9 protein-coding genes are annotated in these 15,630 nt (G+C 35.2%); all 9 read right to left on the bottom strand.

The features are described 5' to 3' along the window. Positions 1–110: 110 nt before the first annotated feature. Positions 111–2,009 carry a hypothetical protein gene (locus NTX65_00730; GenBank protein ID MCX6167836.1) on the bottom strand — a complete coding sequence of 633 codons (1,899 nt, stop codon included), beginning with the start codon at positions 2,007–2,009 and terminating at the stop codon, positions 111–113. Then, the gene (locus tag NTX65_00725; GenBank protein MCX6167835.1) at positions 2,000–2,488 is read right to left on the bottom strand and encodes a hypothetical protein; all 489 of its coding nucleotides are present in this window, start codon (positions 2,486–2,488) and stop codon (positions 2,000–2,002) included. Before NTX65_00725 ends, NTX65_00730 begins: the two co-directional genes overlap by 10 nt. A 24-nt stretch (positions 2,489–2,512) precedes the next feature. Next, entirely contained in the window at positions 2,513–3,952 is a 1,440-nt protein-coding gene (locus NTX65_00720; protein MCX6167834.1) for a glycosyltransferase, read from the bottom strand. Positions 3,953–4,252: 300 nt separating this feature from the next. After that, positions 4,253–6,709, bottom strand: coding sequence for a hypothetical protein (locus NTX65_00715; GenBank protein MCX6167833.1), 2,457 nt, complete (start codon positions 6,707–6,709; stop codon positions 4,253–4,255). Between the two features lie 11 nt (positions 6,710–6,720). Beyond that, entirely contained in the window at positions 6,721–7,977 is a 1,257-nt protein-coding gene (locus tag NTX65_00710; protein ID MCX6167832.1) for a hypothetical protein, read from the bottom strand. A gap of 154 nt (positions 7,978–8,131) precedes the next feature. After that, the gene (locus tag NTX65_00705) at positions 8,132–9,799 is read right to left on the bottom strand and encodes a glycoside hydrolase family 9 protein (GenBank protein ID MCX6167831.1); all 1,668 of its coding nucleotides are present in this window, start codon (positions 9,797–9,799) and stop codon (positions 8,132–8,134) included. 42 nt (positions 9,800–9,841) lie between these two features. Beyond that, positions 9,842–10,504, bottom strand: coding sequence for a sterol desaturase family protein (locus tag NTX65_00700; GenBank protein ID MCX6167830.1), 663 nt, complete (start codon positions 10,502–10,504; stop codon positions 9,842–9,844). A gap of 80 nt (positions 10,505–10,584) precedes the next feature. After that, complete coding sequence (locus NTX65_00695) at positions 10,585–11,622, bottom strand: dipeptide epimerase (GenBank protein ID MCX6167829.1); 1,038 nt, start codon at positions 11,620–11,622, stop codon at positions 10,585–10,587. 269 nt (positions 11,623–11,891) lie between these two features. Then, positions 11,892–15,497 carry a fibronectin type III domain-containing protein gene (locus NTX65_00690; protein ID MCX6167828.1) on the bottom strand — a complete coding sequence of 1,202 codons (3,606 nt, stop codon included), beginning with the start codon at positions 15,495–15,497 and terminating at the stop codon, positions 11,892–11,894. Between the last annotated feature and the right edge of the window lie 133 nt (positions 15,498–15,630).

Raw genomic sequence — 15,630 nt, 5'->3', positions numbered from 1 at the left:
TAATTAAATATTTATCCACAACTAAAAGATTTCTGACGTGCGTTTCATATTTCTTCTATCGTATATAATTCTCGGTCGATAACTGAGAATATTCAATATTGGAGACCAAATCAATTTTCGACATTATCAAAATCTACAAGTAAAGAGCGAGATTCATGCGCATCCATTTTTTCTAAGTAGAAATAGATGGTTTGACCTTCACTTGTCAATTTATATTTTGGAATTTTAGTATTAATAATGTCTGAAGAGACCTCTACATTTTTTACTTTCTTATTAAGGTTCACTTGGATAACCAATGAATCAATTTTTTCATTTCTTGGATTTGTAAACTCAACAGCAATCCTTCGCTTACTTCTTGTTTCATACCTAACTTCAACACCTTGACGTTTCATCCACCAAGTTTGTAATTCCTTTAAAGAAGTAATCCACATCTTTTTGCTAGCTGCGTACTTTAATATGTCACTGATTACAGAAGAATATTGCGGCTGCAGCTGGTAATCTGTATGTACCTTGAAAACATAAAGCCCTCCCTCAAATAACACACGGTCAACATCTTCTTCATAAGTATACCGTTGAAAGGATGTATTAACTAAACCATAATTACGAACTACTTCATAATCATCGCGTGCGGTTTTTGTAATAATCATTATCGGTTTATTATTTCTAACTCTAATTTCCGGCACCGAGCGGTCTGTTAATGAATCAGTAACCAAAAATTCATAATTCAGAGATGCCATCGCTTGAAGTGTATTATCATCGTAATACCCGTTTAACGGCATTATTGCTCTAATAGGTTTCCCACTAATCTTCCTTAATGTATCCGTCACAAACTTAAATGTTGAAAACTGTACTTCCTTACTAAATAATTTATTGACTGTATCTAGAGGCGATTCAATATATCCTAAATCAATTATAGCACCTAATTCGCCGTTTTTGGCTAACGATCTAACAAACCCATGATTTTGAGTTGCGACCGATGGATCAATAAAATATGTTACTGGTGTTTTAGAGGTATTTAAAATCTTTGTGAGATTATAAATATTACCTGGCTGTTCTTTAATTGAAGGCACTATAACTAAAGCCGCGTCATACTGCGCCGGCCAATCTTTTACAAATGCTGTCGGTTGATATATTAACCAGTTAACTGAATTATTAAAGAGTCTTTCAAAAAAGATGTAATCTTTTTGAACCCCAATTACCGAATTAATTTCAAATCCGTACCAAACAAATCTGCCCTTACCATATGTACCGTATGAAATACCTGCACTCTTTTGAATCTCTTCTCTTACTAGTCCGGCTTCTCTCCTGAAGTCATACCAGAAACTTACTTGTGTTGTTCTTGGTTCAACCACCTCGGCATAAATTGGGCGATCCCATGTTGCAACTTTTAAAGCGTAACCAGTAGGAATCTGGGCTGTAATGGGAAGATTACCGCGCAATGTATGTACTTTATAATATTCTTCCGGTTTAATTTCACGGTTAAAATTCATTCCAAATACTTCTTTAAAGAAATCCCACCCTCTCCATTTTCCTTCATCCGAATAAGTAGCAGGACCGCCGGTAACGAAAATACTACCACCGTTTTCAACATAACGTTTCAGCTGCATTATTTCTTTATCGCTCAAAGACTTAGAACCCGGTAAAACAATCAATTTATATTCGAAATGTTCGCCGAGTTCAATTGTTTGATCGGTAATTATATCATAATCTAATTTTGCATCTTTTATTTTTTGTTTCCATGTATCAACATTATCCTTTAGCCATGTACTTCCCGGGTTTAGCATATTCTCGGTATATTTTGAATACAAAATTCCGGCTTTGGTTCTTTTTTCATTTGAGAGGAATTTTAGGTTTTCTTTTGTAGGAAGGATTTCTCTAAGCTCGTAATTCCCATAAATATTTTTTACAATGAGAAGAAAAACAAGAACTGCCGAGATCAGTAGAACTAACCCGCTAAGAAAAATTATTAGATAATTTACTTTAAGCCCTTTGGCTTCTTTTACCGCCACCTCAAATTATCCTCTTGTTTACGATCTTGACTCGATGGATCAACATAACCTTCATTTGTATATCGCATAAATTTTTTCTTCGGGCCTGGGCGTTCCTGTTCATTAAAATGAGCTGATTCTCCTGTTGGCTTCTGATATCTTTCTCCATATGTAGGTGGCGATGTCCCAACAAATGTTGGTCTTAATTCAGGACCGCGAGTTGTATCTTCATATGGTATATTAGAAGGTTGACGTTGATATTCAAATCCAAACTCCTGTTGGGGAATATCGAATGTTCTTCTCTCAGGAGTAAGTCTTTGCTCGGAAAGCAGGGGTGCAGGAGCCAAGAGTTCTGCCGGTAATGCCGCCGGCTGAGCAACTTGAGTTGTAACGCCTTTACGTTCCCTAACTTTATAGAGAATGTAAGCACCCACAGATAGTATGAATGTGGAGATCGTTGCAACCAAAATGATGAGAGAAAGTATTGGAATTAATTCCATAAAAACCTCTATTAAAATCTTTTGTTATTTTGATGCGACCGTAACAGGAATAGGTTTGGAAGTAGAGCTTGGAGAATTACCTAAACCGGTTCTTTCTAATTTCCCCCAGGTCATCCTAACTCCAAGAAATTCTTCAACAGTTGCCATTGCCTTTGTAACATCTATCAATAGGATGAATACAATTCTGTAAATAATTGCATACGGTACTAATCTAAATTCTTCTTTTTCCGCTGCTACGCAATATACGGCAGCCATAAGATCCAGTACTGCAATACCAATCCACCATAAGAAGATAAAACTCGATAAACCGTAAAAGATTGCAATAATTATAAAATAAAGATTTACAAAGATATTCATTGCCGGCCAAATTAATGCTTCGTAAAACATTGACCACATTATCAAACTATTATTAAAATTAACGGTTGGATTGAAAAGATACCGTTTATGTTTTCTTATTGCTTGAAGAATTCCTCTAGTCCATCTATATCTTTGTTTTAATAACTGGTATATAGTTATAGGAGCTTCGGTATACGCAATAGCATTCGGTTCATAAACAATTCTCCAACCGTGAGCTAAAATTTTAAGAGTAACATCTGCATCTTCAGCGAACGTGTCACTTGAATAAAATCCCGCATCCCTTAAGGCAGTCTTTCTAAATAAACCGATGGGACCTGGAATAATATTCACCATTTGAATAAATCCTTGGGCGCTTCGTGCCATATTTAATCCTTCTAAATACTCAAGCGCTTGAAGGTCAGTTAATATTCTTTTTCTATTTTGTACTTTTACATTGCCTGCAACTGCGCCAACTGCCGGATCAATAAAATGTCGTACAGCCATTTTTAAAGAATTAGGAGTTAATTGAGAATCTCCATCCATGCATAAAACAAATTGGGCTTCAGAATATTGTATGCCAGCATTCAAGGCTTTAGCTTTACCCCCATTTGGCTTATTAATCATCGAAACTTTAATAAGCCCGTTCCGTCCTCTCTGATTGCCTACTAACAATTCACCTACAATCGAAGTATCATCAGTCGAACCATCATTTACTATTATAATTTCATAGTTCGGGTAATCAATATCCAGAAGGGATTCAATTGAATATTTTAGAACCACTCCTTCATTAAAAACCGGGACAATAATTGAAATGAAAGGATAATAACCTTCCTTATTCTGAACTGTATATCTCGTATTGTAGAAATAAGCCATGAAAAGGATGCCGAAATATCTGATCAACAAAATAAACAAAAAGATAACTAACGAAACGATTGATGAATAAACGAACAAACCACTCCAGGATAGAACGGTTAATGGGACTGTTAAAATAATTGTGATGATCAATAGAAGAGAAATAAATCCAGAAATGAAAATTACCCTTAATTTTTCAGCTCCAAGATTTCTTTTGGGCGGTTTGACCTCTCTGTTATCGAGGGCAATCTGATATTTTTGATTTTTTGAGTCCACTATTATTCTTGCATTGGATATTAATCAATTTAATTAAACAATGATGGTGCCATTAAATCAAGCGATTAAATCGAAATTTCAATACTATTCTTGCTTTCAGATGTCCCAAGATTAAATTAATAGTAATTCTGACTCATTAAGAAACAACATCGAGACGAATATAGTTTTTTTATTAACTTGTTGCAAGAAAATACGTTAAAAGTAACTCTTAAAGGAAGTGTGCAGAATAATCTTATAAATCATTTTTATTCATAGGATCAAATTCACTTACTGCAATTGTTCTGTTTGATCTTGAGATTATTAAAAAACTCCAAAAAGAGCTGATAAGGATACAGAAATATTTTTATAGCTATCACCGTATCTGGGATTATTTCCATAGGCAATTTTTCCAACCAGATCAAGATTAGCTACCGGATTGTAAATTGCGCCCAATGATAAATCTAAAAGGAAAAAATCTGCAGAAGGAACATAGCCAATTTTCACACCGGCTTCTAATTTCAAATTCTTAAAGATCCAATTCCATTCACTCCATAAAGAATGTGAGTAATAATTTTGGGGTGAGTAATAATGCTCAGATATAAAAGAATAATCTGAGAAGAAGTATTCGTACCCAAAATTACCGTTCTCAAAAAATTTTCTACTTATTCTAAACTGAAAATCATTCCCTTCATTTCCATCGCCCAATTTGAAATAATTATAATTTCCAGCAAGCTTAAATAATCCCTTATAATCATAATTAAGATTCATGAGATAATTATCAATATTAATCCGAGAGAAAATAAAATTAGAAGAATACCTTGTCATTCTTAAATCATTCTTCTCGAACGATAATAACGCAGATAGATCGTTCCCCATATTAAATTGAATAGAAACATCGCCAATTGTTTTATTAGGTTCGTCAAATATTTTCCAAAATCCGTAACTCCCTTTCAATGTAACGGACTCAAAAAGGTTGAGCCGGGCATTCCCTTTTAATTGGGTAAAGTCTTTGTCAATTAAGCTATTACTAATATTTGCTCTAGTAACTGATGCACCAAGAGAAAAATATTTGGAAAATATTGCTTCAGTCTGAAGTCCATAATTCATTAAGCTGTATTTTTGATTATCACTATAATAATTTGAAAATGGAATTATATTCATCTCGTTAGGAAGAAAGACCGAAAAAAGGTTTTTAACTTCTGAGATTCTACGGTTGAAACCAGAGGGCGGTAACCAGCTAATTCTTTCTTTTATTGTTATCAATTCCATTGTATCTTGAGACTCTTCCAATAAATTACCGTAAATACGTTTTGCATCACCGTATCTTTCATTCATAACATAAGCATCACCCAAAAAAATAAATTTCTTATTTAATTCATTTTTGGTAGAAGGAGCCGTAATAGATTTATTTATTTCATCAAATATTTTTTCGCCTTTTTCTAATTTTTTATCTTCCACATAATTTTCACCTAATGCCATCATTTGTGTGTCAATCAGCTGTATTTGATTCTCATCGTTAGTTTTTCTAAGAAGATCATGGTAAATCTCATCAGCTTTTTCCAACTGAAATGTTTTTGTATATGCATCGGCTAATATTAGTCGGTATTCATCGTTATTTTGATCAACTTTACTCAAGGATTCAAGTTCTTGGGCTGCCCGGACAGTATCCCGATTGTAGTAATAATTTATCGCTCTTTTAATAGAAAGTGAGAAATCATATTGTTGATCAATGGCTTTGCTGTAAGCCCCAATTGCCTCTGCATATTTCTTTGCACAAGATGAGATGTTTGCATATTCGACCCATTCATCCCGGGTAACAACAGATTTGCTTGAAATATATTTAGAATATTTTTCGAACGCGTCGCTGCAATTCCCATCGGAGAATAAATTATTAGCATCAACTCTCAAAGATTGTAATGCAATTTGAGCATCATAATCTGCCTTTTTTGAGACTAGATTTTTTCCGGAATTTTCAACATCATGATTATTGGGAGCAATTTGTTTTGATAAGTTCAAATATTTTTCCGCTTCATGAAAATCAGTTTTCCAGACGTAGAGATTTGTTAAAGCAGTCAAAACATTCAAGTCATTCGTACGGTTGCTAAAAACATTTAACAAATATTTTTCAGCTAAGTCAAGATTGGTAACCGTCATGATACATATTTGTGCGCGTAAAAGTTGATAATCTAAATTGTCCGGGTCAAGTTCCAGCAATTTATCAATTTGTGAAGTCGCTTTTTCCCATTCATAATTCCACGCACAATATTGGGAATATTTGAACCGTGCATCCAAATCTTGATCTTCCGGAATGCTCTGCAGGAATTCTTCTAAAATTTCTATGGCGCTATTGTAGTATAAAAGATTTCCATATGCAGCAGCAAGTTTCATAACTGCTTCTTTATCCAAAGGATTTTCTTTAAGCAAAACAGTATAATGTTCTACCTCCCGGTTAAAGGTACTGTCACGGAAGTCAGTAACAATTTTGAATTGAGATTTAAATTTTTCATCGTCTTTATACGCCGGTTCGAGATACTGAAGTTGCTGGTAAGCTTCATCGTAACGATTAGTTTTTATAAGTTCATCAATAAGACCAAAACGTAATTGGAAGTTTTCCGGTTCGTTATTCAGGACACGGAAAGAACTATCTATTTTTGACTCGGTGTTTTCCCTAACTTTTTGTTTTTGATGTTTTTTACCTTGGTTTTTAAAAGACTCGGATTTGTTCTGAGAATGGATTGTTACAGCAGAAATAAATATGAATATTAGAAGTATTTTCAAATATGTTTTCATTACCCTATAAATTTATTGAGCGGCTGATAATTTTGCATAGAATTCGCATCGGAGTTATGGATTAGTTCCATCATTGATTCTGCATTCTCTATACGTTCATCCACTTCAATATTATATATGGAAATAAAATCTAATACTACACTTATATAGTTCTGGTCATGGCTAGGTAAATTGTTCTGCATATTAGACATCAGATCAATAGAGCTTTTAAGACTTCCTCTAACCAAAAGAACTATTACTTTATTATCAACAATACAAATTTTATCCTTCTTACTTGTAGATAAACGGATAGCATTCTGTAACTGTTGTATTGTCAATAAACCTCTTAGAGGAGCTGCAGGATCTAATCTAAAAGAAATAAGATTGAAGCTTTGCCCGGTACTTTTGTAAAGTGCAATTTGATTATTAAGAATCAAAAGAAAATCATTATAATTATATACGTTCGAGAAAGCATAAGGCTCTGAGGGTACATCTATTCTTGTAGGTTTATTAAAACTACGTCCTCGCGGCATTGCAGGAAGTTCTTCAATAGTTTTTGTGGGGGGTGAAAATTCTGTTGTAACTCCTTTATATGGTTCAATTCTATAATTATCCGTGAACTGCCCTTCGGTATGCCCAACGTTTGGTGTAATAGTAACTTTTCCACCTTGAAACCGTTCTTCTCTTGTTTCCCCTTCTTTTTTCAATTCAATAGTTGCCGTTACATTTTGAGAGAGCCCTTCAACAATTGAAAAAGCTTTTTTTGTTGCAGGTTCACTGATGATAAACAAACTTGTGATATCTTTCTCTTCAATCGTTTCTAATGTATGAACAAAAGCAGCTTGTAAATAATCCAAATTCTTAAAACCTACAAACGGAGTCAACTCATCAAAAATTATTCTTGAAGGACGGTATTGATCTACTACTGTTACTATATCATTCAAATATTCAACGAGATAATCATCCGGATTGTACATATCATAAATTCCATTAGGGGGGGCAACACGAACAACAATTATAAGATTTTGATTCATGTAAGATTGAATATCGAAATTCAAAGATGCTGCTTGAATCATCAAATCTTTTGGGCGCATTAATGTAAAATAAAGACATACCTCAGAAGATTTTGCAGCTTCAAGCGCAAATTGCAATCCGATAAGTGTTCTTCCCGATTTACGCGGACCAACCAGCATGTAACTTCCACCTTTGTAAATTCCACCCCAATTCTTATCAATGAAAGAAAAGCCAGATGGTATTCGTCGTATATTTCCAACCATATTATTTACCTAATAGATTTTAGACTTCTGATTAAAACCAACAAATATGCCAGTAAAACAGCATAATTCGGGAGAAAATCAGCATTTTCATCTCTTTTAAAATCCTAAAGTGAGAATATAAAAACTGTTGGATCATTATAGTACAGCATTAAAACTACTTCCGAGACGATAAATTTCCGAATACAAATATTGCTGTTGCATTTCCGCTTATTGTGGGTTCGTTCGTTATATAATCCATTCTATCATCTCGATAGTAAGAATCCTTCGTTTGAAATTTAGCATATTTATCTGCTTTCTCGAAAACAATTTTCGAATTATCTACAAATTCTTTTGTTGCTGGACCAGCGGCAAACCCACCCGGAAGTTTTCCTTTAATTTTTGCAATTTGATGATGAAAATTAATTGTAAAATTTTTGCCGACATTTGAAATGAAACTCACTCCCCATGAATTTCTTCCAAGAATAAAATCTCTTTGAAATACTGCAACTGAATCGAATTTATTATCATTCGTTAATTTTTTATACAGAATATTTTGCAAAGTAATACCTAATAAGGTAACATTTGTTCCCCAACTTAATTCTGTTCCCTTTCCAAATAGATTACTGTTTTTATTTGTATTAAACTCATCTAGATTTTTTTTAATGAACCCGGAGAAACGGGGAATGAATTTTGCTAAACGGTAATCTGCTAAAGAATTTACATTTCCCCAACTCCACCAATAATCCGATCCAGCAGAATCAGCATAAGTTGAAGCATCATTTAGATAAGATGATTTCTGAGTAGTCATATAAAGTTCAACAGCACCTAGAGCAAGTTTACCTTCGAATTTAGAATCAAGATATTGACCGCTGCCACTACTATCAACATTGGCAACTTTATTTCTAATAGAATAAATATTTTCTGCAGCAGTAATGCACTGATTTGAAAATTCCGGATATTTTAATTTATCGCGCCATATTCTCGATGCTAACGCCATTGTTGCAGAATAAATACCTATAAGATTTTTTCCCATTCCAACAAATGCCGGACGATCGAATCCGAGCGGATCGTCTTCTGGTAAACGCCAGCCAACATCATGGTCGCGCAAATTTTGAACTTGTGTTACTACTTTATTCTTATCATTGTAGCAACGCAGCATCCAGTCTAAACCAACTTTTGCTTCCTCAAGAATATCGGGAATACCATTTTTATTATTGTCGAATCCAAACTTACCCGGATCGAAATCATATGAGAACAATAAGAGATAAGTTGAAAATGCAGTTGTATTAAGGAATTTCACGTAATCGCCTGCGTCATGCCAGCCGCCGGTAACATCAATTGTCTTTGCAATGGTTTGTTTACCATCAATGATGCTGGTTGCATCTGCAATATGACAAACTTTATGAAGTAATGGGTCCGTATAACCGCATCTCTGAACTCTAAAGAATTGAAGTAGAGTATCTGCGAGTCCATTATAAACTTGTTCACTGATCTTGAACTGGTACGTTCTCTGTTTTGAATATAGAAGATAATAGTCGCCGCTGTTTTTGATTTGACTGAAATCTATTAAGTATGTAAAAGGAAAATTTCCATACGGTCCTTGATTTATACCGAATGAAACTGAAATAACTTTTTTATCACTCTTAGAATCAACAATAGAAATAGATTTCCCATCCATATTAGTAGTTGAAAGAACCACAGCAGTTTTTATATCGTTTGGAGTAAATCCAAGTTGATTAAAACGAACAAATATTTCGGGCTCCGCATTAAGATTTAGAGTACAGCTGCTTACCGTACCTAATACAAGGAAATACAAAATTATTTTTACACATTGAAAAATCATATGCTTCCTTTAAGCTGGAAATTTTTCTTAGTTATCACTAGCTCACTTCTGATTAATGAGTTTAGTTTCATTCTCTTGCGTATTTTCTTTTACAGAGAATGATGTTCGAAATACGTAATCCCAAGTTGGTTGACTGACACCGTATCCTAAATCTGGATTTTGGTAATGATGTTTTGAATGATGATTTTTTATCGCTAGCCAGAATTTATTGTGCATATTAAAATGATGTATCGCATAATGAGTGATATCATAAAATAAGTAACCAATCAAGAATCCGGCAAAAAACGGAAATACATAAGCATTACCAAATAAAGAATTAAATAGAATAAAAAAGAATGACGCAAGCGGCAGACTAACCGAAGGCGGCATCACAAGTCTTTTTGAATCCTTTGGATAATCGTGATGTACTCCGTGCACAATAAAATGCAACCGCTTCCCCCAATTACTTTTAGGCTGATAATGAAAAACAAATCTATGTAACGTGTATTCAGTAAAAGTCCATATGAATAATCCGAATACAATAAGCAGCATGGATTTAGAAAACGGAACAGAAAAAATATACAGACCCTCATATAACATAACAATGATTATTGGTACAAATAACCATAATGGAACTGTCCAGTGCACGTGAGAAAGTGCTTCCAAAAAATCATTCTCAAACATTCGAACAGTTTCATCTTTGTTAGAGACATAATTCTTCGGCATACTATTTCTCCTCCTTTATTTTATAACAAGAATATAATCAATTGAGAAAGAAGATTAAACTGCATTACACTTTGATATTTTTATAATTCAGTAAAGTCAAAGTCTTCCTTCAATTCCAATCCAAGCCCATCTTTTTCAGAAAGTTTTAGAACCCCCTCTTCCGAAGGTTCTCCATCAAAAGGATCATTAGTAATTAGCAAATTACCGTCCAGGTCTACAAAATCCACCAGTGAGGCAAATTGTGCTGCGGCTGAAATTGCACACAAAGTTTCAGTCATACATCCAAACATTATTTTAAGATCATTTTGACGCGCAGCTTTTATAATCTTTCCCGCTTCATACATTCCGGTACATTTCATCAATTTGATATTTATACCTGTGAATGAATTTTTAATTTTATCAAGATCGCTCAATCTCAGTATTGACTCATCTGCAATTATTGGTATTGGAGATTTTTCGGAAAGTCTAGAACTACTCTCCAGATCATCTTTGTTAAATGGCTGTTCTATTAATAATACATTTTGCTGGTGAAGCCATTGCGACATACGAATTGCATACGCTACATCTTTCCAGCCCTGGTTGACATCAACATAAAGAGGTTTATTTGTTTCTTTCCTAATCAGTTTGATTATCTCATCATCTTGATCGGTCCCTAATTTTACTTTGATAATTTTGAAATGCTCTGCTTCGCGTATCTTCTGTTTCATTATTTTTGGTTCATCAATTCCTATTGTAAACGATGTGAATTGCGATTTACTTTTAGGGATTTTCAGATATTCATAACATGGTTGATGATTAATCTTACTCACCAGATCATGCAGAGCAATGTTAATTGCCGCTTTAGCCGCATTGTTATTCGGTGCAATGGTATCTATCTCACTAATTAATTTTGGCAGATGAGTTAGGTCTTCATTTTTTTTCTTATCTATCTTTCGAAGAAAATCAATTACAGAATCTTGAGTTTCCGGCAGGTAAGGAGGAAGCGATGCCTCGCCATAGCCAGTAAATCCATTATCTTCAATCTTTACCAAAACAATTGGAGTAGTTTTTCTTGAGCTATACGCTATCCTAAATTGATGTTTCAATTCCAGAGTGTACTTTTTGTACGAGAGTTTCATTCTCACCCGATAATAATTATAGATGCAATATAAGGAGTGTTATCGAGTTTAAAAAAAAGGTCACCAAGAAATGGTGACCTTTTCATAATCATTGTATCTATTTTATTTTATTAATCTATACAAAATACGCTTGGTGACATGCATATAAGGCTAAGCCTATTACCGCCAGCACGAACAACAAAAAGAGTGATGCACTTATCTTTTTCATTTCCGCCTCTTTTCTTTCTTTTAATTTGAGTTATCTATTTTTAGTTGAATTGTTTTTACTGTTACTTCAGTAATAACATTTTCTTTGTGGAAATAAAATTGCCCGCGGTTATTCTGTATATGTAAGCACCGCTTGCTACTTTTCCACCTAAATTGTCCTCTCCTTTCCACTCAACCGAATGACTTCCGGCCAACATTTCACCACTTATTAATGTTCTTACTTCACGTCCTAACATATCGTAAACCTTAATGGTTACGTATGAATTCTGTGGAAGTGCATAAGTGATTCTTGTTGTTGGATTGAATGGGTTTGGATAGTTTTGTGATAACTCAAATGCTGTCGGTATTGCTTCTTCTCCTTCTACGCTAGTAGCTCCGCTTGTCTTGAATGTTCCTGTTGTTGAATAATTTGAGATCGAACCATTATCGTTCTTTGATAATACTCTCCAATAATAAGTTGAGTTTTGATCTAGTCCGGATACTTGCATTACCGGTTCATCAAGATTTGTTTTTGCCTGCGCATTACTAAAATCCGCACTCTTGGAATATTGTAAATCATATTTCAAATGCGTTTCAGTTGGTACCGGAATCTTCCATGTTAGTATTGCACTTGTATTGTTTATCGGCTGTCCATAGTTAGGACTGATAACTAATGGCACTACTGATGACGATCCGGCGGCGGTAGCAAAGCTTGCAACCATTGACCATGGAGAGACTATAAGGTTATTTGTGTTTAACCTAGATCTTACTTGCCAATAATAAGAAGCTCCAGCTGTTAAAGTATAAGGAATAGAAGTAACGGTTATTGATGTTGCCGCGTTTGTTATCCAGGCCGCAGAAGTTGCTAATGGATGGTCCAACCTACCATTAATATCAACGCTCGAACTCTGAGCAATCCTTACTTCAAAATCCAATACTTGAGTTGAAAAAGCTGACCAATACAAAGTTACTCCGGAAAGCGGACTATCTAATATTTGTCCACCAACAGGAGTTGAAGGTATTGGCGTCGTTGCCGCACCGCTTGCCGTCGTTGCAACTAAGAAATTCACAGTTGAAGACCAAGCGGAAATTGATGCCGGTGTTGCGGCTAATCTTGATCTAACATGCCAGTAATAAAGTTGATTTGGAATTAGTGAGGCATTAAGTGCCGAAAACAAGTCTGTAGTCCAAGTTGATGTAACCGGAGAAACTGAAAAATCTCCTCCTCCGCCAACAGAAGAACTCGTAGAATACTGAACTTGAAATTCCAAACCGGTTGCATATACATCAATATAATAATATAATACAGGAGGATTAACATATACAGTAGCGCCTCCCGATGGCCACGATGCATATGGAACAATTGGTGAACTTGCTAAGCTTGTATACATAACAAAGGATGAATCTCCAATTGTTGACCAGTTTGAATAAACTCCGCCAATGAACGATCTAACCTGCCAGTAATAAGTTGATCCAGCTACTAAATCTGTGGAGATTGTTTTGTATAATTTGTTTGATGTTGTTGTTACCTGAGGTACACCTGGATAAGGATCCGTTGATAGTCTATAACGAATTTGATAATCTAAAAACGGTTCATTTCCTTTTATATACCAGAAAAATGTTGGTTTCAATGCATAACTTGTTGCGCCGTCAATTGGATAGGATCTATAAGGAATAGGCGGTGCAGTGGCAGTAAAAGGAGTCGTTACACTTGAATAAGTTATTATTACTGTTCCTGCGGTATTCTTTGCTCTAACTTGAACATAATAAGTTGTACCTTGTACTAAATTTGTTAATGTATATGAAGTTGTATCAAGTCTAGCTACAGTAGTGAAACCAGCCATATTTGCACTAGCCGACCACAACAAATCGTAATATAAACCTGATGAATACGGAACAGGATGCCATGAGATATATGCAGTAGTAACACCAGTTAGAGTAGGATTCATATATGGCGTTGCAGCATTGACTGTAGTAAATTCTTGAGTTGGTGTCCAATCGCTGTTAGGTGGACCAAATTTTCTAATTCTCCAATAATAAGTTGTCCCATTTGCCAGTAAGATTGTTGACGTATTAACATATGGTGCAAAACTATACGATGTACTTGGATTAGCATTTAAAGATATAATCGGTGAACTAAAGTCGCTGTTATCGTCAATTTGGAAGTCGTAACTAACACCTCCCGACCATGCAAATGATGGTTGAATTGTAACACCGACTGCATAATTTGCTGGACTTGACCCACCAATTAATGGCACTGCTGGACCAGTTGTTGGATTTTGAGTTGAAGAATTTCCGCTTGTGCCGCTTCCATTGTAAGCACGAACTCTGTAATAATACGGGGTACTAATTGTTAATCCAGTAACAGAATAAGTTGTTACGTTTCCAACATTTAAATTATTAAATCCAGAAACATATGATGTAAAACCAACATCCGTTGCAACATCTAAGTAATAACCTGTTGCACCGGAAGCCGAAGACCAATTTGCCGATAAGCTTGTGCCGGCTATATTTGAAGCTGCTGAAGAAACTGGAGCTGGCGGAACTGTAACAACTGTTATTGTATTAGAATATGGGGGCGTTGCAGCTGCAGTGCTTACTCTATAATAGTAAGTTGTACCCGCAGTAAGCCCACTTACCGGAGTGCTTGAGACAACTCCGAAATCGAATGTTCCAGCAAAATTTCCACCGATGTTACCAGCAAAAGTTGGTGAGGTGGAAACTTCTAAATAATTATTTGCGGCAGCAACTGCCCAATTTGCTTGAAAGGACGTTTGGGTTATCAAAGTTGCAGCATTTGCCAGAGGACCGGTAGTTGTAGTCTGTGTTCCTGAATTTCCACTAGTACCACCAGTATTGAATGCACGAACTCTATACCAGTATGGCGTGTTCGATGATAATCCGGTTACTGAATAAGTTGTAACAACTCCGAGTGCTAAATTATTATATCCGGAAACAAATGAAGAAAATCCGGCATCTGTTGCTACATCTAAATAATATCCTGTCGCACCAGTGGATGCACTCCAATTTGCTGAAAAACTTGTTCCTGCAACATCGGTTGCTGCAGATGAAACTGGATCGGAAGGAATTGTCCAAACCGTTATAGAATTAGAAGCCGTACTTATTGATAAACTAGTACTGACTGCTTGAACACTATATGTATACATTGTGCCGGCAGTTAAACCTGTGACAGCATAAGAAGTACCAACAATTAAAAAATAAGGACTTGAACCATCCACTACATTTGTTAATGTATATGAAGAAGCTCCTGCTACCGCACTCCAATTAGCAGTGAAACCGGAATTTGAAATTGATGTAGCAGCAGATGCAACTGAAATACCTGCAACATCAATAGTACTTGAATTGGGGCTACTCCCGAATCCGTTATATCCTCTTACTCTATAATAGTAAGTTGGACCGGCAGTTAAACCCGTAACAGAGTACGAGGTAACGAGACCTACATTTAAATTATTATATCCGGAAACAAATGATGCAAAAGAACTACTTGTAGATACATCCAGATAGTAGGCTGTTTCAGCCGCTCCACCTCCCGATGCCCAATTTGCAGTAAATGATGTAGCAGTTATCGAAGTCGCCGCCGAAGCTAATGGTGCAGCGGGAACTTGAGCAAAGATAACGTTGAAACTTATTAACGTTATAATTGCAAAAACAGTTAATTTTTGTTTCATGACACCCTCTTAAGTGATTAATAAGATATTTAAAATTCGGCTGAATTTTTCTCTCTACTTGGCTGGTAAGAGTAAAAAGATATTATATACTATATTTTTCTAATCTCTATGGATAATATATCCATTTTAAATT

Source organism: Ignavibacteriales bacterium (assembly GCA_026390795.1).
GTDB lineage: Bacteria > Bacteroidota > Ignavibacteria > Ignavibacteriales > Melioribacteraceae > Fen-1258.
Note: the sequence above shows the minus strand (reverse complement) of the source record. Positions and strands in the feature narration are given on the sequence as shown.

Bases quoted from the DNA above. Each gene is read 5' to 3' on its own strand.
- NTX65_00725 (MCX6167835.1), bottom strand. From the start codon at position 2,488: ATGGAATTAATTCCAATACTTTCTCTCATCATTTTGGTTGCAACGATC.
- NTX65_00710 (MCX6167832.1), bottom strand. From the start codon at position 7,977: ATGGTTGGAAATATACGACGAATACCATCTGGCTTTTCTTTCATTGAT.
- NTX65_00705 (MCX6167831.1), bottom strand. From the start codon at position 9,799: ATGATTTTTCAATGTGTAAAAATAATTTTGTATTTCCTTGTATTAGGT.
- NTX65_00700 (MCX6167830.1), bottom strand. From the start codon at position 10,504: ATGCCGAAGAATTATGTCTCTAACAAAGATGAAACTGTTCGAATGTTT.
- NTX65_00695 (MCX6167829.1), bottom strand. From the start codon at position 11,622: ATGAAACTCTCGTACAAAAAGTACACTCTGGAATTGAAACATCAATTT.
- NTX65_00690 (MCX6167828.1), bottom strand. From the start codon at position 15,497: ATGAAACAAAAATTAACTGTTTTTGCAATTATAACGTTAATAAGTTTC.